Source organism: Aeromicrobium sp., from assembly GCF_014378035.1.
Taxonomy (GTDB): Bacteria; Actinomycetota; Actinomycetes; order Propionibacteriales; family Nocardioidaceae; genus Aeromicrobium.
This window is the reverse complement of sequence record NZ_JACMOM010000075.1, coordinates 1-19,260: the sequence shown is the minus strand read 5'-3', so window position 1 is coordinate 19,260 and position 19,260 is coordinate 1. Positions and strand designations below refer to the sequence as shown.

Genomic DNA, 19,260 nt, shown 5'->3' with positions numbered 1-19,260 from the left:
TCCTCAAAGATGAAGTCGAGGAACAGCATGCCCAGCAACATGCCACCGAAGGCCGCGATGCTCGGGTGAGCCTCGTGGAGCAGGTACGCGTAGGTGCCCGGTGTGTCGATCGATCCACCCTCGAGGGCCAGCTTGACGGCTTCGATCGGGCCGAGGCTGGCCGTGACGCCGACGATGAGCAGCGGGAATAGCAGCCGCATCCCGAACACGGCGATCACGATGCCGACCGTCAGGAAGAGCCGCTGCCAGTAGGGATTCATCTTCTCGAGGACGCGGGCGTTGACGACTGCGTTGTCGAACGAAAGCGAGATCTCGAGGACACACAGGATCGCCACCAGGGCGAAGGCCTTGGGTCCACCGAGGATGAATGCACCGATGAGCGCCACCGCGGTGAGCGCAAACGACCATCCGAAGGTCTTGAGAATCACGTGTGCCCTGTCGATTGTCGGTGGGTGGTGGTTCGGGTGGGAGGACTCAGCCGACGTTGACGCCGTAGTCCTTCGCGATGCCGGCGAGTCCGGATGCGTAGCCCTGCCCGATGGCACGGAACTTCCATTCCGTGCCGTGGCGGTAGAGCTCTCCAAAGACCATGGCGGTCTCCGTCGAAGCGTCCTCGGTCAGATCGTACCGGGCAAGCTCTTGCCCGTTCGACCGGTCGACGACGCGGATGAAGGCGTTGATGACCTGGCCGAAGGACTGCTGACGACTCGCGGCCTCGTAGATGGAGACCGCGAACACCAGCTTCTCGACAGCGCTGGACAACGTGGCCAGGTCAACGTGCACCAGCTCGTCGTCGCCCTCACCCTCGCCCGTGAGGTTGTCGCCGGTGTGCTCGACCGCGCCGTCGGGCGACACGAGATTGTTGAAGAAGACGAAGTGCGAGTCGTCGATGACTTTGCCATCGGCACCGCAGAGCAGGGCGCTGGCGTCGAGGTCGAAGTCGGCCCCGGTGGTCGAGCGGATGTCCCAGCCGAGACCGACTGACACAGCGATCAGGCTGGGTGCGATCTTCGTCAGGCTGACGTTGCCGCCCTTGGCGAGAGATACCGACATGGGTGTTCCTCCGTGTGCTGGTCCGTCGGGGCCGGGCTGGATCCCCGGCCTTCCCTGTGAACGCTACACAAGACGCGCCCGTCAGGCGTTCTCAGCCGACGTTGACCCCGTAGTCCTTGGCGATACCGGCCAGGCCGGAGGCGTAGCCCTGTCCCACCGCGCGGAACTTCCATTCGGCGCCGCTGCGGTAGAGCTCCCCGAACACCATCGCGGTCTCCGTCGATGCGTCCTCGGTCAGGTCGTACCGGGCGAGCTCGTCGCCGTTGGCCTGGTTGATGACCCGGATGAAGGCGTTGCGCACCTGGCCGAACGACTGTGAGCGCGTGTCTGCGTCGTAGATGGAGACCGGGAAGACGACCCGGTCGATCTCGGCGGGCATGGTGTGGAGGTCGACCTTGATCTTCTCGTCGTCGCCGTCGCCCTCGCCGGTCAGGTTGTCACCGGTGTGCTCGATGGCACCCTCGGGGCTCGTCAGGTTGCCGTAGAAGACGAAGTGCTGGTCGCTGAGAGCTTTGCCGTCGGTGTTGACCCCGATGGCGGAGGCGTCGAGATCGAAGTCGGCACCCGTCGTCGAGCGGATGTCCCAGCCGAGGCCGACCGTCACGGCGGCCAGGCCAGCCGAACCGGCCTGCTTGGTGAGCGAGACGTTGCCGCCCTTGGTCAGATTGACTCCCACGAGACTCTCCTTCTGTTAGGGCCGCGAGCCTAGCATTCGGGCGCTCGGAACCACGGAGTCATACGGCGACGAGGACCGGGATGCGCAGCTCAGCCTCCGTGACCGAGCCGTGAAAACCTCTCATCTTGAGCTCGATCGAAAACTCACGCGAGGAGAACACGGCAAAAAGCCCCAGGCTGGCGACCACGACGTCGCCGATGCGCGGGCTCACCTCGGGCGCGATGGGCCCGAACCAGTCCTCAAGGCCTTCCTGGGTGCGCACGACAGCGCGGTCACCGAGGTGCTCGCTCCAGCGCGAGGCGACATCGGCCTCTGCTCCGGGCCGCGTGTAGAGGTGTCGGAAGCGTGCTTCACCGGCGAGCAGCTCGACGTCACCGAGGAGCATCGGCTCGGAGTCGACGTCGAATCGATTGTCCATCGGCAGGTCGATCATGCCGTGGTCGGCCGTCACGACCAGCACTGTGTCGCGTGGCAGCTCCTCGCGCAGCTGCGCCAGTTCGGTGTCGATCGTACCGAGCATGGTGCGCCACTCCTCGGACGTGCAGCCCTTGCCGTGGCCGACGTGGTCGAGCCTCGACTCGTAGGCGTACGTCACCGATCTCGGCGCGGACTCGATGACGTCGATGATCACGTCGAGCCTCTCCCAGACCGAGTTGACGCCGTGGAACGGGACCCCGCGCTGGCTGCACACCGTCAGGCCGGTGCCCTCGAACTTCGCATCGTTGACCGACGATGCCGCCACGCCGGCCTCCTGCAGCCGGTACAGAACTGTCGGATGAGGCTGCCAGATCAGGGGATCAACCGGCTGGTCCCACTTGAGGGAGTTGAGCCGTCGACCACTTCCAGGAACCCGAGACGTGTAGCCGACCATGCCGTGCGCGCCCGCGCCCAGACCGGTGCCGAGGGACGTCAGACTCGTGACCGTCGTCGACGGCACTCCGCACACGACGTCCTCGATGTTGTTGAGCGACGACAGGAACGGCGCAACGTCGGCGTGCTGACGCAGCAGCTCGAGACCGAGCCCGTCGACGAGGAACACGACGTAGCGCGGAGCGTGGGGAAGAGCCAGCGCGTTGTCGAAGCCGGGGACGCCCATCGCGGCTGCGACGGACGGCATGATCTGGTCGATCGTCTGCCGGCCGCCGGGTCCGGGCGCCCTCATCCGGCTTGGCCGGCGACGACCACGTGTGACGTGGCCGCCGAGAGCGTGCGTGCGAATGCCAGGAGCCTGACCACCGCGGAGCCGCCGTCGGCCGCTGCGCTGAGCCGCAACGAGAAGTCGTCGCCTGTCACGCTGCCGGTGTAGCCATGGTCGGCATCGCACTCCGGATCGTTGCAGCGGGCCGGCTCCAGCTCGACCCGCGACACCGCACCCCAGCTGACAGTCAGCACTGCTTCCTCCAGCTGCTTGGACTTGGAGGTGACCATGCGGGTCACGACGACGGAACGCACCTGCGACACCGAGACCGCCTCGGACGTCGTCGACGTGTAGGGGGCGGGCAGCAGGTCGTCGCCGGGGTGCTCGTCGGTGTGCACCAGCACGAGGCGGCTCGGCGTGAGCGCGAGGACGGTCATGTGGCGGCGGATCTCGTCGTGGTCGAAGGTCGGCTCGTGGTGCAGGACGTACGCTGCGACGCCCTCGCCCGCGAGTGCGTCGCGGAGGCCCTCAGCGACGATCTCGGGGTAGTAGCCACTCCGGGAGACCTCGTCGAACATCTCGTCCGTGTGGTCAGTGGTCATCACGTCAGCGTATCCCCCGCCGATGCCGGTTGGCTGAGTCGTCGGACGTACCACTCGCCACGCCTGTCGGCAGAAGGGATGACCTTCGCCCTCGCGCTCAGCGCCGTGCAGCCGTCGGAGTTGACCGACACCGGCTCGAGGTCCAGCTCGGCGATCTCAGGAAGGTCGTCCTTCATGGCGGCGAGCCGGACGATGATGTCCTGCAGGACATCGACCTCGACAGGCTCCGAACCCCGGTAGCCGTACAACAACGGGGCCGACTTGAGGTTGCGGATCATGGCTTCCGCGTCGAGGTCGGTGAGCGGTGGGATGCCGTACGAGCGGTCGCCCAGCAGCTCGCTCGGAGCGCCGGCCAGACCGAACGAGACGAGGGGGCCGAAGAGTGGGTCCTCGGTGACGCTGAACGACACCTGGATGCCGTCGGGAGCGGCCTTCTGGACGAAGAACCGGGTGTCCTTGCGCATGCCGGTCCAGGTCGTCAGGTCGTCCCAGGCCTCGCTCATGTCGTCGGCGTCGCGGATGCCGCGCCAGATGTGCGCAAGGTCGGGTCGAGTACGCAGGTGCTCGCTGCCCGCCTTGAGGATCGCGTCCCAGCCGAGCTTCTCGCCCGCGGCGACTGCTTCCTCCTTGGTGTGAACGTTGATCCAGGTCCAGAGGTCGATGCCGTAGCAGGCGAGCAGCGCGTGGACCTGTTCGGTCGACAGGATCGCGCCCCGCGGTGCTGCGGCAAGCACCTGTCGGACGAGGGCGCGTGCGTCGCCGGTGCGGTGATCGAGCGCGAGGTGGAACTCGCCATGGTCGCGGGCGGCCCACTCGGCGTAGTTGACGACGCGGGCCAGCGCACGGACCGCGGCCTCTGGCGCGGCGTAGGACGGCACGGAGCCCCGACCCGCCGACCCACCCAGCAGGTCGGGGACACGCAGCAGGACCGGGACGCCTTCGGTGCCCAGAAAGGTCGACACGATGGGCTTGTCGGACTGCTCGCCCACAGCGGCCAGGACGTTGGCGACGTCTTCTCCGCTCGTGTTGAGTGGCGGGATGTAGACCGCGACGAGCGCATCTGTCTCGGGGCTCGCGATCGCCGTCTCGATCGCGGCCTCGAAGTCGTCGGCGTTGGCGTCGGCTCCCAGGGAGACGGGGTCGCGCACGCGCAGACCGGCGGCATCAGCGGCATCGGCGACGATGAGAGCGACGGCGTCGGAGTTGCCGACGATCGAGATGCGGTTGCCGCGCGGCAACGGCTGGTGGGCCAGCAGCTGGGCGACGTCGAACATCTCATCGAGGGTGTCGACCTGGATGACGCCGGCCTGCCGGAACATCGCATCGACGGCAGACTGCGGCGCCGAGGTGCGCTTGACCGTGTGTCCCACGGGCACGCCCTGGGTCGATCGGCCCGACTTGACCGCCACGATGGGCTTGGTGCGCGACACACGACGGGCGATGCGGGAGAACTTGCGGGGGTTACCGATCGACTCGAGGTAGAGCAGGATCACCTCGGTCGCGTCGTCCTCCTGCCAGTACTGCAGCAGGTCGTTGCCGGAGACGTCGGCGCGGTTGCCGGCCGACACGAAGGTGGAGAGGCCGAGCCCTCGACGCGACACCGACTCGAGGATCGCGGTTCCCAGTGCGCCGGACTGGCAGAAGAACCCGACACGTCCCTGAGGGGGCATTGTCGGGGACAGCGAGGCGTTGAGCTGCAGGTCGGGGGCGGTGTTGATGATGCCGAGGCAGTTGGGACCGACGAGCCGCAGCCCGTAGCTGCGGCTGAGGCCCAGCAGCGCACGCTGACGCTCACGCCCCTCGGGGCCCTCCTCGGCGAAGCCCGCCGAGATGACCACGAGGCCGTGCACGCCTTTGGCGGCACAGTCGAGCACGACGTCGTTGACCGCCTCCGCGGGCACGGCGACGATGGCGACGTCGACCTCGCCCGGGATGTCCTGCACCGACCTGAACGCGGGGAGCCCGGAGACCGCCTCGGCTTGGGAGTTGACGGCATAGACGCTGCCGCTGAAGTCGCCGAGCACGAGGTTGCGCACCATGGCCTGGCCGATCGAGTTCTGCCGCCGGCTGGCTCCGATGACGGCGATGCTCCGGGCCCGGAAGATGCGCTCGATCGAGGCGGCCTCCGCGCGTTGCTCGCGAGCGCGCATGACGCCGATGGCGGTGTCGGTGGGGTCGAGCGCGAACGTCAGCCGCTGCACGCCGCCGTCGATCGTGCCCTCGACGATGTAGCCCATCTCGCGGAAGATCTGCTGCATGCGGGAGTTCGAGGGCAGGACGTCAGCGACGAAGCGTCGGATGCTCCGCTCGCGCCCGGCCTGAGCGAGGTGCTCGAGCAGGAGCTGACCCACACCGCGACCCTGGTGGGCGTCCTCGACCAGGAAGGCGACCTCGGCCTCGTCGTCGTCGATCGCGTCGTAGCGAGCAACCCCGATGATCGTGGAGTGAACCGTGACGACGAAGGCGACACGGCGGTCGTGGTCGACCGTCGTGAAGCGAGCGACATCCTTCTGAGAGAGGGTCGGGTAGGGCGCGAAGAACCGAAAGTACTTGGACTGCTCGGAGACTCTGGAGTAGAACTCGACGAACCGTTCGGCGTCAGCCTCGAGGATCGGCCTCAGCTGGGCGACACGACCGTCCTTCAGGAGGACATCGGCCTCCCAGTGCTCGACTGGATGCACCTCGCTTGTCACACCACCAACCTATCGGGTGTCATCCCGGCGTGGCGATGAGAGTCCGCGCCGGGGAACGGCGAAAATGGATCGTTCACGACCGTCGACCAGGTGAGGATGCATGGCCCGCAGCAGCAAGCAGGTTCCTGAGGAGGACTTCGAGGAGCACATCGTCGACACCGACGTGGGCGACGAGATGCGATCGAGCTTCCTGGAGTACGCCTACTCGGTCATCTACGCGCGCGCGCTCCCCGATGCACGCGACGGACTCAAGCCGGTGCAGCGGCGCATCCTCTACACGATGGACGACCTCAACCTCCGGCCCGACCGGGGCCACGTCAAGAGCGCCCGCGTCGTCGGAGAGGTCATGGGCCGGTTGCACCCCCACGGCGACAGCTCGATCTACGACGCCCTCGTGCGACTCATCCAGCCCTGGTCGCTGAGGCTCCCACTCGCCGACGGGCATGGCAACTTCGGCTCGCAGGACGATCCACCTGCGGCGATGCGTTACACCGAGGTTCGTATGCACGGCGCGGCCGAAGCCATGACAGCCTCGATCAACGAGGACACCGTCGACTTCAAGGCCAACTACGACGGTCGCGAGACCGAGCCGGCGGTGCTGCCCGCCGCCCTGCCCAACCTGCTCGTCAACGGCGCGAGCGGCATCGCGGTCGGCATGGCCACCAACATCGCGCCACACAACCTCATCGAGGTGGTGCAGGCGCTGCGCCACCTCATCACGACTCCCCAGGCCGACCTCGACGACCTCATGCGCTTCATTCCCGGACCCGACCTGCCCACCGGCGGCAAGATCGTCGGGCTCGACGGCATCCGAGACGCCTACGACACGGGCAACGGCTCGTTCCGCATGCGCGCGACGGCGCGGATCGAGAACGTCACCGCCCGCAAGAAGGGCATCGTGGTCACCGAGCTGCCCTACAACGTCGGCCCCGAGAAGGTCATCGAGGCCATCAAGAAGCTCGTGCTGGCCAAGAAGCTGCAGGGCATCTCCGACATCAAGAACCTCACTGACCGTCACAAGGGCTTGCAGCTCGTCATCGAGATCAAGAACGGCTTCATCCCCGAGACGATCCTCGAGCAGCTCTACAAGAGCACCCCGATGGAGAGCTCGTTCGGCACCAACGCCGTTGCCCTGGTCGACGGCCAGCCCCGCACCCTGGGGCTCAAGGAGATGCTCGAGGTCTATCTGGAGCACCGGCTGCAGGTCGTGCGGCGGCGCACCCAGTTCCGCCGCAACAAGGCTGCCGCCCGCCTGCACCTCTTGGAGGGCCTGCTGCTCGCGTTGGTCGACATCGATGAGGTCATCCAGCTCATTCGCGGCAGCGACAACCCGGCGGACGCCAAGGAGCGTCTGCGGTCGGTGTTCGATCTGAGCGAGGCACAGGCCGACTACATCCTCGGACGCACCCTCGGCAGCCTCACCCGGCTCTCGAGCCTCGACATCGAGCGTGAGGCCGACGAGCTACGGCGCGCCATCGAGCAGCTCGACGCGATCCTTGCCGACGATCAGTCGCTCCGCAGGGTCGTCGGCGACGAGCTCAACGAGATGGCACAGAAGTTCGGCACCCCGCGCCGCACGGTCCTGCTCGAGTCGTCGGGCCAGAAGGCCACCTCAGCTTCCCCGCTCGAAGTCAGTGACGACCCCTGCTGGGCCCTGCTGTCCGCGACCGGGCTGCTCGCACGCACGTCGGACGACTCGCCGCTCGGCGCAGTCGACCGTCGGGTCAAGCACGACACCATCGTGTCTGCCGCGCGCGCGACGGCACGTGGCGACATCGGCGTCGTCATGGCCGATGGTCGCATCCAGCGCATTTCGGTCCTCGACCTGCCGGCTCTGCCCCCCACGGTTCAGTCACCCAACCTGCAGGGGGGCGTCCCGCTCCCGGAGATCCCCGGGCTGGAAGGCACCGCCCTGGCGCTCGTCGGGCTCAGGGACGACGGTCCGGGGTTCGCCCTGGGCACGCGCGACGGCATCGTCAAGCGGGTCAGGCCTGAGGTGCTGTCCCGCGACTCGTGGGATGTCATCACCCTCGCCGACGGCGACGTGCTGGTCGGAGCGGTCGAGCTCGCGACCGGTGACGAAGATCTTGTCTTCGTCACCTCAGATGCGCAGCTGCTGCACTTCTCGGCGTCGCTCGTGCGTCCGCAGGGCCGCGCCGGAGGTGGCGTCGCCGGCGTCAAGCTGTCGACCGGCGAGCGTGCGGTGTCATTCGGCGCTGTGACTGACATGTCATCTGCGCACGTCGTGACCGTCGCAGGTTCCGGCTCCGCGCTGCCCGGCACGCAGAACGGCGCGGTCAAGGTCAGCCCGCTCGCGATCTACCCCGCCAAGGGCAGGGCCACCGGGGGCGTGCGGTGTCAACGCCTTCTCAGGGGTGAGGACGGCCTGCTTCTCGCCTGGGTCGGCGACGGCATCCCCATGGCGTGCGCCACGAGCGGTTCTCCCGTCGAGCTTCCCGCTCCGACCGATCGCCGCGACGGCTCGGGGGTGCCCGCCGCTCAACCGATCCTGGCCGTGTCAGGCCCTCCCGGAGGCTTGCCGCAACCTGTCGCGACCGACGCCACCGCGCACACCGACATGCAAGACTGAGATGGTGCGCACCCGACTTCTGCTCCCTGTCCTGGCCGCGGCGGCCCTGGTCCTCAGCGGATGCTCCGGCTCCTCAGACGCAAAAATCGACGACGGCACGCTGGCCGCCCGACTGGCCACCGCGAAGAAGACGCTCGACGCCGCCGAGACGATCACGATCTCGCTGTCGACCGCCAAGCTCCCGTCGGGCGTCACCGGCCTCCTCTCCGCCAAGGGCAAGGGCAACCACTCCCCCGCCTTCGACGGCAAGGTCACCGTCATCACCGGCGGCACCAGCCTCGACGCCGACGTGATCGCCGTCGGCGGCAAGGTCTACGCCAAGACTGGGTTTGCTCCCACCTTCCTCACGATCGATCCCGCGTCGCTGAAGGCCCCCGATCCAGCCTCCCTGCTTGCGGCCGACACTGGCATCACCCAGATATTGGTCAAGACCACCAAGCTCACCGACGGCGGCAAGTCGCGCGACGGGTCTGACGTCCTGACCACCATCAAGGGGACGTTGCCCGGCAGCATCGTTCGCGACATCATCCCTTCGGCCGCCACGGACAAGAGCTTCAAGGTCACCTACCGGCTCGACGCTGACGACGTGCTTCGCGACGTCACGCTGGTGGGCGCGTTCTATCCTGGCGGCGGCAACGTCACCTACCGGGTCACGCTCACCACCTCCAGCTCGCCGGTCACGATCAAGGCCCCGTAAGACCCCCGCGCATGACCTCCGGAGACGCGATACGACCCGCATCGCGCGTTCTGCTGAGTCTCGCCGCCGTCGCCATCGCCTTTGCCGCGGCTGACACCTACGTCGTGGTCCTCGCCCTGCCCGACATGATGAGCTCGACGGGGCTCCCCATCACCGAGCTGCAGCGCGCCGCGCCGATCGTCTCAGGCTTCCTGCTGGGCTATGTCGGCATCCTGCCGCTCATCGGTCGCATCTCTGACCTTCGAGGACGTGTCCCGGTGCTGCTCGCGTCGCTCGTGGTGTTCGCCGTGGGCTCGCTCATCACCGCGGCGGCCTACAACCTCGAGAGCATCGTGGTCGGCCGGCTCATCCAGGGCATCGGTGGCGGCGGGCTGATCCCGCCCACGTTGGCGCTGATCGCCGACATGTGGCCACCCAAGAAGCGGGGGCTCCCGCTGGGCATCGTCGGCGCGGTGCAAGAGCTTGGCAGCGTGCTCGGCCCGCTCTACGGCGCCGTGGTGCTGGCCTTCGGCGACTGGCGCGCCATCTTCTGGCTCAACTGCGGCATCGGGCTCCTGCTTGCCGCCGCCATGATGCGACATCGCGATCCGGCTTCTTCGTCGTCATCTCTGACGCCGAAGGATGTCGGTCGACCTGATGTGGCGGGCATCGGGCTGGCTGCGCTCGGACTGCTCGCCCTCACGCTGGTCATGCTCGAGCCGACGCGCCTCGTGGAGGGTGTCACCAGTGGTCTGGCTTTCCTGCCGGTGACCGGTGACTCCCGGTGGTTGACACCGCTCGCCCTCGCGACCTACGCGGTCCTCGCCCTTTTCCTGGTTCGCCAGGCCACAGCTCGACGCCCGCTGATCGGCTGGCGTGGCTGGCCGGCGCTGGCCCGCGAGACCGACATCTGGGGTGCGCTGCTGCTCACCGCGGGGCTCGGAGCCGTCATCGTCACCTTCGCCTCCGCGGAGCCCGAGAGCGGAGCCGTCTCGCCCAACGCCCCGTGGCTGGTACCACTCGCGGTGGCGGCATTCGCCGGCTTCGCCGTGCGTCAACGGCGTGCCGCCCAGCCGCTCATCCCCCGCGGTGCGCTGCGGGCCCGACCGGCCTGGGGCGCCCTCGTCGTCTCGTTCTTCATCGGGGCAGCCCTGATCGCGGCACTCGTCGACATTCCGTTCTTCGCCCGCCTCACCATCTACCGCGACTCACAACTCGATGCCGCCCTCGTGCTCGTCCGCTTCCTCATCGCCCTGCCCATCGGCGCGGTCCTGGGCGGGTGGCTCCTGAGACGTGTGCCGGCCTCGGTGCTGACGGGTGTGGCCATGCTGATGAGCTCGGCCGCGTTCTGGCACATGTCCACGTGGGACGCCACCTCGCTCAAGCATCCCACCGAGACCTTTTCCCTCATCGTCGGTGGGCTCGGCTTCGGCCTCGCAATCGCCCCGGTCAATGCGGCCCTGCTGGCCCACACGGCCGACGCGGTGCACGGGGTGACATCGGCATTGCTGATCGTGGCACGCATGGTCGGCATGCTGCTGGGCATCTCGGCACTGACGACCATCGGCCTGCGCACGTTCTACGCCGCCACCGACAAGATCCCGCCGGCCGCGCAGCTCTGCGGCGGCGACTCGACGGCATGCCGGGCCTACAAGGACGCCGTCCGCGATGCCGGCATCAGTCAGCTGCACGCGGTGTTCGTGGGCGCCGCCGTGTGCGCCCTCATCGCGGCTGTGCTCTCTGTCATGCTCCTGCGTGAACCGCAGGAGCATGCGGCCCGATAGCCTTTCGGTATGCACAACTTCGACGATCTGCTCGACGCCAACCGTGGCTACGCCTCCGAGTTCGGCCTGAGCGGTTTCGACGGCATCGCCCATGCCGGAGTCGCGATGGTCACCTGCATGGACTCGCGCATAGACCCGCTGCAGATGATCGGGCTCGAGCCCGGTGACGCCAAGATTCTGCGCAACCCGGGCGGTCGCGTCACCGACCAGGCCCTGGTGGCACTGGTCATCGGCGTCACGCTCCTGCAGGTCGATCGCATCCTCATCGTCGAGCACACCCGCTGCGCAATGGCATCGTCGAGCGAGGACGAGCTCAAGCAGAAGATCAGCCGCAGTGCCGGCTCTGACGCTTCCTGGATGACTCTCGGCGCGATCGTCGACCAGCAGAGCACGGTGCACGCCGACGTCGAACGCGTGCGCAGCCACCCGCTCATCGGTGACACCACCCTGGTGGGCGGGTTCATCTATGACGTCGACACGGGCCTGCTCAACCCTGTCAGCTAGCCCGCATAGTGGCCACTAAACTGATCTGCATGCCTGCTCCCGACATTCTGGTCGCCGCAACATGCGCTGCGCGCCCGATGCCGTGACAGACAACAAGACCTCGCGACCAGACTCCGATCGACCTCGCACCGCCACCGTGGTGCGCCCAGAAATTCAGGCACTGCGTGCCGGCGCCGCGCTCCTGGTCGTGCTGTATCACCTGTGGCCCGTCCGGGTGCCGGGCGGCTTCACCGGAGTCGACGTCTTCTTTGTCATCTCCGGATTCCTCATCACGTCACACCTCGCCCGCGAGGCCACCTCGACCGGCAGCGTCCGGCTGGGCCGCTTTTGGGCGCGGCGGGCGCGTCGTTTGCTTCCGGCCGCCTATCTCGTGCTTGCGAGCTCAGCGGTGGCGGTGTTCATCTGGATCCCACAGATCCACTGGGTGCAAAACTTCCGCGAGATCCTCGCGTCGGCCCTCTACTTCCAGAACTGGCGGCTCGCCCTCGACGCCGTTGACTACCTCGCTGCCGACAACTCACCGAGCGTCGCCTTGCACTACTGGACGCTCTCGGTCGAGGAGCAGTTCTACGTGGCGTGGCCGCTGCTGATGTTGCTCGGGCTCGCGATTGCGGCCCGACTCAAGACACGTCGCCTCACCGTCATGACGGCCGTCGTCATGGTCGCCACGGTGTCCAGCTTCGCCTACTCCCTGTGGCTGACCTACCACACCGGTCCGTTTGCCTTCTTCTCAACGTTCGCCCGCGCCTGGGAGTTCGGCGCCGGAGCACTACTCGCACTCGCGACTGCGCATGCGGCCGCCGGCCGCCGTCGCGTCAGAACCCTCAACCCCCGCGTCGGGGCTGCGATTTCGTGGGCCGGTCTCGCGGCGCTGCTCTACTGCGGGCTGCGGTTCTCCGGCTCCACGGCCTTCCCCGGCACGGCCGCCCTCCTGCCCGTTCTCGCGACCGTCGCGGTGATCGCTGTTGGCGTGCCGCAGACCCGGCTGTCCCCACAGCGCCTGCTCAAGCTGCGGTTCGTCCAGTGGACGGGTGACATCTCCTATCCGCTCTACCTGTGGCACTGGCCACCGATCGTGATCCTGCCGTTCGCGCTGGGGCATCCGCTCGGGTTCGAGCCGCGCATCGCGATCCTGGTCGGCACCTTCGCGGCCGCGGCGTTCACCAAGCGCTTCATCGAGGACCCCGTACGCACAGGCCGCCGCCTCGGCATCCAGCGGACCAGCGTGACGTTCGGGTTGTCACTGGTGCTGGCCATGGCTCTCGCCGCGACGTGTCTCGGCGGCATCCGCCACGCCGATGCCGCCAGCGAGCGCGCGCAGAAGGTCTCTGAGCGCGTCAAATCCGATACGCCGCGCTGCTTCGGCGCAGCATCAAGGGTGCCCGGCGAACCGTGCGACAACCCTGAGCTCGACGGCCTGCTGGTGCCCGACACCACCGCTGTGATCAAGGACGACGCCAACTACCCGGGTTGCAAGGCGACTAACGTCATCACCACGACGTGTGTCTTCGGAGATCGCACCAACCGCACCGTCCCCAGGGTCGTCGTGATCGGCGACTCGCACGCCCGCAGCCTGCTGCCTGCATTCGTGCGCCTGGCCAAGCAGCACAAGGTCCTTGTCACCGGCCATGTGAAGGCGGGTTGCCCGTGGTCGAGCAACACTTACACCGGTCCCAACCATGCGATCGCCGAGGAGTGCTACCAGTGGCGCGACAGTGTCAACGACTGGCTCAAGGCCAACGCCGACAAGATCGACATCGTGGTCACGACGGCGCTCTCGAGCACGCGCGCGCTCGGTTCGGAGCAGCGGCGCATCGCCGGTTATGCCGAGACCTGGCGGCCTGTGACCGAGCGCGGCACCCCGATCGTCGTCATCAAGGACAATCCCTCACACGCCAAGAACACCAACGACTGCCTCACTCTCAAGACCACCATCACCCCGGACAGCTGCGCGACGCCAAGAGGCAAGGCATTCGCCAGCTTCGACGCCCTCACCCTGGCAACGAAGGTAGTGCCGGGCACACGGATATACGATTTCACCCACTACTACTGCAACGAGACGTCGTGCCCGGCGGTCATCGGTGGGGTCAACGTCTATCGAGACAGGACCCACGTCAGCAATACCTACATGACGACGCTGTCGCCCTACATCTACGCCCGCCTCGACCAAGACTCTTTGCTTGAGCGACGAACCGGCTGACCTAGCTGGGCGTCAGGCGTCGATCTTGTCGGCGTCGATCTCGTAAGCGCCCTGCACGATGAACTCCTTGCGCGGCGGTACCTCGTTGCCCATCAGCAGCTCGAAGACCGACTCGGCCTCGGCCCCGTCGTCGACCGTCAGCCGTCGCAGCGTGCGGTGCCGCGGGTCCATCGTCGTCTCGGCCAGCTGGCTCGCGTCCATCTCACCCAGGCCCTTGTACCGCTGGACGGGGTCCTTCCACGCCAAGTTCTTGCGCTTCAGCTCTGCAAGCTTGCGCTGCAGCTCGGCGTCCGAGTACGTGTAGACGAACCGCTCCTGGCCCTTGCGCGGGTTCGACAGCTCGATGCGGTGCAGCGGCGGCACAGCGGTGTAGACCCTGCCCGCGTCGACGAGCTCGCGCATGTAGCGGAAGAACAGCGTGGCCAGGAGGCACCGGATGTGCGCGCCGTCGGCATCGGCGTCGGCCATCAGGATGATGCGCCCGTAGCGGGCTGCATCGACGTCGAACGTGCGGCCGGAACCCGCGCCGACGACCTGGATGATCGACGAGCACTCGACGTTCTTGAGCATGTCGCCGATGCTTGCCTTCTGGACGTTGAGGATCTTCCCACGGATTGGGAGCAGCGCCTGGAACTCGGAGTCGCGCGCCGACTTGGCGGTGCCGAGCGCCGAGTCGCCCTCGACGATGAACAGCTCGGACCGCTCGACGTCGTTGCTGCGACAGTCGGCGAGCTTGGCCGGGAGTGCGCTCGACTCGAGGGCATTCTTGCGCCGCTGGGTGTCACGCTGCTGGCGGGCGGCAAGGCGCGTCCTCGACGCGTCGACGACCTTCTGCAGCACCAGACGCGACTTGGCCCGATGGGCCGTCTTGGTCGACGTCAGGAACGCCTTGAGCTCGCGCGAGACGATCTGGTTGACGATCTTGGTGACCGCCGGCGTCCCGAGCACCTCCTTGGTCTGGCCTTCGAACTGCGGCTCCGCGAGACGCACCGTGACGACAGCCGTCATGCCCTCGAGGACATCGTCCTTGATGACGTCGGGATCGCCAGTCTTGAGCAGGCGGGTCGTGCGCAGGACGTCGCTGAAGGTCTTGGTGACGCCCTTCTCGAAGCCATTGAGGTGCGTGCCGCCCTTTGGGGTGGCAATGATGTTGACGAACGACTTGAGCTCGGTGTCCCAACCAGTGCCCCATCGCAGCGCGATGTCGACGCCGAGGTTGCGCTCGATGTCCTGCGGGGTCATGTGACCCCTGTCGTCGAGCAGCGGCACGGTCTCGGTGAACACATCCTCGCCCTGCAGCCGAAGCACGTCGGTGACAGGCTCGTCGGGTGCGAGGAACTCGCAGAACTCCGCAATGCCGCCGTCGTGGCGGAACTTCTCCTCGTGGGGCTGATCGCCCCGCTCGTCACGCAGCACGATCTCCAGACCCGGCACCAGGAACGAGGTCTGCCGGGCGCGGGCGACGAGCTCGTCGTACGCGAACTTGGCGCCCTTGATGAAGATCTGCGGATCGGCCCAGTAACGCACTCGTGTTCCCGTGCGCGCCTTCGCGACCTTGCCGATCTTGCGAAGCTCGTTGGTGGGCGTGAAGTCAGCTGACGGTCCGTCGCCGGCGAAGATGCCCGGCTCCCCGCGTCGGAACGACATCGCCCACGTGGCACCGCCCTTGTCGACCTCGACATCGAGCCTGACGGAGAGGGCGTTGACGACGGACGCGCCGACGCCGTGCAGACCGCCCGTCGCGACGTAGGAGCCGCCACCGAACTTCCCACCGGCATGCAGCTTGGTGTAGACCACCTCGACGCCCGAGAGCCCGGTCTTCTTCTCGGTGTCGACCGGGACACCACGCCCCTGGTCGTGCACCTCGACCGAGCCGTCAGCGTGCAGCGCCACCAGGATGTGGGTGCCGTGCCCGGTGAGCGCCTCGTCGACCGAGTTGTCGATGATCTCCCAGAGGCAGTGCATGAGGCCCCGGGTGTCGGTTGAGCCGACGTACATTCCGGGCCGCTTGCGGACTGCCTCCAAGCCCTCCAGGACGAGGAGGTTGCGGGCGTCGTACGTGCTGTCGATGGTGAGGACTCATCTCTGGATGTCGGTGTGCCCCCACAATATCGAGCGGGGCCGTGCCACCCCGTCGGACACGCGGCCCGCCGCGCGCCTGCCTTCATTTGTGTCGGCCCGGGAGTATGTATGTCATAGGTCACCATCGACCCGCAAGCGCAGCACGGAATAGCGCCACATGGTTGGATGTTGAAACAGGTCAGATCCGCTTAAGGCTCAGAGAGAAGGTCACCGTGAACACACTGACAGCCCCCATGCTGAGCTCGCTCGACCGCTGCGACCGTTGTGGCGCTCAGGCCTATGTACGCGTGACGCTCGGCGGTGGTGGAGAGCTCATGTTCTGCGCACACCACGCCCGGCAGCACGAGGACAAGTTGCGCGAGATGTCCGCACTCATCCACGACGAGAGCGAGCGCCTGGCCTCGTCCTCAGCCTTCTCGGCTGACAACGACTGAGCCGCGTCGCTACTGACGACAGACAAAGCGGAGGGTCGACCGGCTGGGCTGGTCGGCCCTCCGCTTTGTCTGTTGAAACGATGCCCTGATGGGAGTCGGGTCGGTCGATCGTGTCGATGGCCTCCCGACGCTCGTGGCGCCCGCCACTGACCCTGGCGCGCGTACATGGCCTCCGTCGCTGCCTTGTTCGGCCGCCACCACTCTTCGTTGGCCCGGTACCACTCGACGGTGTCGGCCAGTCCCTCGGCGAAGTTGCCGAAGCGTGGTGCCCACCCCAGCTCGGCCCGCAGCTTGCTCGAGTCGATGCCGTAGCGCATGTCGTGGCCGGCACGGTCGGTGACCTGCTCGACGTCGGTGGACTCGCGACCGAACTCTGCGAGCAACAGCTCGACGACTTCGCGGTTGCTCTTCTCACCGTCCGCACCGATCAGGTAGGTCTCACCGATCACGCCCTGCTCGATGATCAGCAGCACGGCGCTGCTGTGGTCGTCGACGTGGATCCAGTCGCGGACGTTGAGACCTTCGCCGTAGATGCGCGGTCGCATACCGTCCATGAGCTGGGTGATCTGGCGCGGGATGAACTTCTCGACGTGCTGAAACGGGCCGTAGTTGTTGGAACAGTTGCTGATGGTCGCCTGCACGTCGAACGAGCGCACCCAGGCCCTCACGAGAAGGTCGGAGCCGGCCTTCGTGGCGGAATAGGGGCTGGAGGGGTTGTAGGGAGTCGCCTCGGTGAAACGCTCCGGATCGTCGAGCTCGAGGTCGCCGTAGACCTCGTCGGTCGAGATGTGGTGGAACCGCACCTCATGCTTGCGAGCGGCCTCCAACAGGGTGAAGGTGCCCACGACATTGGTCTCGACGAAGGGACGCGGATTGGCCAGCGAGTTGTCGTTGTGCGACTCGGCCGCGAAGTGCACGACAGCGTCGTGCGTCATGACGAGCTCGTCGACGAGCCGTGCGTCGGTGATGTCGCCGACCACGAGCTTGCAGCGACCCGCAGGCAATCCGGAGAGGCTCTCACGGCTACCTGCGTAGGTGAGCTTGTCGAGCACGGTGATGTCGAGATCGGTGTGCGCAAGGGTGTGACGGACGAAGTTGGAGCCGATGAAACCGGCACCACCGGTGACGAGCAGTGTGCGCATGACCACGAGGTTATCTGCAGCCTCCTGCAGCGCCACTACCGAGGACAGTAAGGTTCGCGGCATGCGTGGAATCATCCTGGCCGGCGGCACGGGCACCCGGCTGCATCCCATCACTCGTGGCGTGAGCAAGCAGCTGCTCCCCGTCTACGACAAGCCAATGATCTACTACCCGTTGTCGACCCTGATGCTCGCCGGCATCACCGACGTCCTGATCATCACCACGCCACACGAGGCTGACCAGTTCGTCCGGCTCCTGGGCGACGGGTCGCAGTTCGGTATCTCGATCACCTTCGCGGAGCAGCCGAGCCCCGACGGGCTGGCGCAGGCGTTCATCATCGGGGCTGACCACATCGGCGGCGAGCCGGTCGCCCTGATCCTCGGCGACAACATCTTCTACGGCACGGGGCTCGGCACCCATCTCGGCCGCTTCGCCGACGTCGACGGGGCTGTGATCTTCGGCTACCTCGTGGCCAATCCGTCCGAGTACGGGGTCGTCGAGTTCGACAAGTCGGGCCGGGCGGTGTCCCTGGAAGAGAAGCCGGCCGCGCCCAAGAGTCACTACGCCGTGCCGGGGCTCTACTTCTACGACAACGACGTCGTCGCGATGGCCGCCGAGCTCAACCCGTCCGCCCGCGGTGAGCTCGAGATCACCGATCTCAACCGTCGCTACCTCGAGGCCGGACGACTCAAGGTCGAGGTGCTCGAGCGCGGCACTGCGTGGCTCGACACCGGCACGTTCGACTCGCTGAGCGAGGCCGGCGAATTCATCCGCACCGTGCAGAGGCGCCAAGGACTGTCGATCGGGAGCCCGGAAGAGATCGCCTGGCGCAAGGGGTACCTGTCCGACGACGGACTGCGCCAGCAGGCCACGGCAGCCGGCAAGAGCGGCTACGGCAACTACTTGCTCGGGCTCCTCGCCGACAGGTGAGGCCCGCACGAGAGTAGTGGCCGGGCTGCGTCGAGCGAGTTGCCCTTCTCGCCTTCACGGCGCAGATGTGGCGAGCTGACGCCGCCCCGGGGGGCCAAAGGCAGGCTCAGTCGAGGTAATCGCGCAGAACCTGCGAGCGCGACGGGTGGCGCAGCTTGCTCATGGTCTTGGACTCGATCTGACGGATGCGCTCGCGCGTGACGCCGTAGACCTTGCCGATCTCGTCGAGCGTCTTGGGCTGACCGTCGGTGAGACCGAAACGCATCGACACGACGCCGGACTCACGCTCGGACAGGGTGTCGAGCACCGCGTGCAGCTGCTCCTGGAGCAGGGTGAACGAGACGGCGTCGGCCGGGACGATGGCTTCGGAGTCCTCGATGAGGTCGCCGAACTCCGAGTCGCCGTCCTCGCCGAGCGGAGTGTGGAGGCTGATCGGCTCGCGACCGTACTTCTGCACCTCGACGACCTTCTCGGGCGTCATGTCGAGCTCGATGGCCAGCTCTTCGGGCGTGGGCTCACGCCCGAGGTCCTGCAGCATCTGGCGCTGGACACGCGCGAGCTTGTTGATGACCTCGACCATGTGCACGGGGATGCGGATGGTGCGGGCCTGGTCGGCCATTGCGCGGGTGATCGCCTGGCGGATCCACCAGGTGGCGTAGGTGGAGAACTTGAAGCCCTTGGTGTAGTCGAACTTCTCGACCGCACGGATCAGGCCCAGGTTTCCCTCCTGGATCAGGTCGAGGAACTGCATTCCGCGG

The 19,260-nt window shown here is 67.0% G+C and carries 15 protein-coding genes and 1 pseudogene; 7 read left to right on the top strand and 9 right to left on the bottom strand.

Features of this window, described 5'->3' with window-relative positions:
- The 6 genes from H7290_RS04115 to H7290_RS04090 form a co-directional block, all read right to left on the bottom strand.
- The coding region (locus H7290_RS04115; protein WP_290512747.1) for a DUF475 domain-containing protein at positions 1-428 on the bottom strand (428 nt) is incomplete at its 3' end.
- A 46-nt stretch (positions 429-474) separates the two neighbouring features.
- Positions 475-1,053, bottom strand: coding sequence for a TerD family protein (locus H7290_RS04110; protein WP_290512746.1), 579 nt, complete (start codon positions 1,051-1,053; stop codon positions 475-477).
- Between the two features lie 91 nt (positions 1,054-1,144).
- Positions 1,145-1,729 carry a TerD family protein gene (locus H7290_RS04105; RefSeq protein ID WP_290512745.1) on the bottom strand — a complete coding sequence of 195 codons (585 nt, stop codon included), beginning with the start codon at positions 1,727-1,729 and terminating at the stop codon, positions 1,145-1,147.
- 58 nt (positions 1,730-1,787) lie between these two features.
- Entirely contained in the window at positions 1,788-2,846 is a 1,059-nt protein-coding gene (locus H7290_RS04100) for an alkaline phosphatase family protein (RefSeq protein ID WP_290512744.1), read from the bottom strand.
- A gap of 41 nt (positions 2,847-2,887) precedes the next feature.
- Entirely contained in the window at positions 2,888-3,469 is a 582-nt protein-coding gene (locus tag H7290_RS04095; protein ID WP_290512743.1) for a DUF5998 family protein, read from the bottom strand.
- Complete coding sequence (locus H7290_RS04090) at positions 3,469-6,162, bottom strand: bifunctional GNAT family N-acetyltransferase/acetate--CoA ligase family protein (RefSeq protein ID WP_290512742.1); 2,694 nt, start codon at positions 6,160-6,162, stop codon at positions 3,469-3,471. The genes H7290_RS04095 and H7290_RS04090 overlap by 1 nt, the downstream gene beginning before the upstream one ends.
- A 100-nt stretch (positions 6,163-6,262) precedes the next feature.
- Here H7290_RS04090 and H7290_RS04085 point away from each other — a divergent pair, with 100 nt between their 5' ends.
- The 5 genes from H7290_RS04085 (at position 6,263) to H7290_RS04065 (ending at position 13,916) form a co-directional block, all read left to right on the top strand.
- Entirely contained in the window at positions 6,263-8,752 is a 2,490-nt protein-coding gene (locus H7290_RS04085; protein ID WP_290512741.1) for a DNA topoisomerase IV subunit A, read from the top strand.
- 4 nt (positions 8,753-8,756) lie between these two features.
- Positions 8,757-9,449 (top strand): LppX_LprAFG lipoprotein, encoded by a 693-nt coding sequence (locus tag H7290_RS04080; RefSeq protein WP_290512740.1) that lies wholly within the window; start codon positions 8,757-8,759, stop codon positions 9,447-9,449.
- 11 nt (positions 9,450-9,460) lie between these two features.
- On the top strand, positions 9,461-11,212 hold the full coding sequence (locus H7290_RS04075) for an MFS transporter (RefSeq protein ID WP_290512739.1): 1,752 nt from the start codon (positions 9,461-9,463) through the stop codon (positions 11,210-11,212).
- Between the two features lie 9 nt (positions 11,213-11,221).
- On the top strand, positions 11,222-11,716 hold the full coding sequence (locus tag H7290_RS04070; RefSeq protein WP_290512738.1) for a carbonic anhydrase: 495 nt from the start codon (positions 11,222-11,224) through the stop codon (positions 11,714-11,716).
- A gap of 82 nt (positions 11,717-11,798) precedes the next feature.
- Positions 11,799-13,916, top strand: coding sequence for an acyltransferase family protein (locus H7290_RS04065; RefSeq protein WP_290512737.1), 2,118 nt, complete (start codon positions 11,799-11,801; stop codon positions 13,914-13,916).
- 12 nt (positions 13,917-13,928) lie between these two features.
- On the opposite strand, the gene H7290_RS04060 is transcribed toward H7290_RS04065, so the two are convergent.
- A complete protein-coding gene (locus tag H7290_RS04060; RefSeq protein WP_290512749.1) occupies positions 13,929-15,986 on the bottom strand; it encodes a DNA topoisomerase IV subunit B in 2,058 nt (685 codons plus the stop codon).
- A gap of 245 nt (positions 15,987-16,231) precedes the next feature.
- On the opposite strand from H7290_RS04060, the gene H7290_RS04055 reads away from it, so the two are divergent.
- Entirely contained in the window at positions 16,232-16,432 is a 201-nt protein-coding gene (locus tag H7290_RS04055; RefSeq protein ID WP_290512748.1) for a hypothetical protein, read from the top strand.
- 149 nt (positions 16,433-16,581) lie between these two features.
- On the opposite strand, the pseudogene rfbB reads toward H7290_RS04055, so the two are convergent.
- Positions 16,582-17,574 (bottom strand): annotated as a pseudogene (gene rfbB, locus H7290_RS04050) (dTDP-glucose 4,6-dehydratase); the annotation flags it as partial.
- 61 nt (positions 17,575-17,635) lie between these two features.
- Here rfbB and rfbA point away from each other — a divergent pair.
- Positions 17,636-18,502 carry a glucose-1-phosphate thymidylyltransferase RfbA gene (rfbA, locus tag H7290_RS04045; RefSeq protein WP_290512736.1) on the top strand — a complete coding sequence of 289 codons (867 nt, stop codon included), beginning with the start codon at positions 17,636-17,638 and terminating at the stop codon, positions 18,500-18,502.
- 106 nt (positions 18,503-18,608) lie between these two features.
- On the opposite strand, the gene H7290_RS04040 is transcribed toward rfbA, so the two are convergent.
- A partial coding sequence (locus tag H7290_RS04040) for an RNA polymerase sigma factor (protein WP_290512735.1) occupies positions 18,609-19,260 on the bottom strand: 652 nt, incomplete at its 5' end.

Coding starts and splice junctions, on each gene's coding strand:
- H7290_RS04110 (WP_290512746.1), bottom strand. CDS start 1,053: ATGTCGGTATCTCTCGCCAAGGGCGGCAACGTCAGCCTGACGAAGATC.
- H7290_RS04100 (WP_290512744.1), bottom strand. CDS start 2,846: ATGCCGTCCGTCGCAGCCGCGATGGGCGTCCCCGGCTTCGACAACGCG.
- H7290_RS04095 (WP_290512743.1), bottom strand. CDS start 3,469: ATGACCACTGACCACACGGACGAGATGTTCGACGAGGTCTCCCGGAGT.
- H7290_RS04085 (WP_290512741.1), top strand. CDS start 6,263: ATGGCCCGCAGCAGCAAGCAGGTTCCTGAGGAGGACTTCGAGGAGCAC.
- H7290_RS04075 (WP_290512739.1), top strand. CDS start 9,461: ATGACCTCCGGAGACGCGATACGACCCGCATCGCGCGTTCTGCTGAGT.
- H7290_RS04070 (WP_290512738.1), top strand. CDS start 11,222: ATGCACAACTTCGACGATCTGCTCGACGCCAACCGTGGCTACGCCTCC.
- H7290_RS04055 (WP_290512748.1), top strand. CDS start 16,232: ATGCTGAGCTCGCTCGACCGCTGCGACCGTTGTGGCGCTCAGGCCTAT.
- rfbA (WP_290512736.1), top strand. CDS start 17,636: ATGCGTGGAATCATCCTGGCCGGCGGCACGGGCACCCGGCTGCATCCC.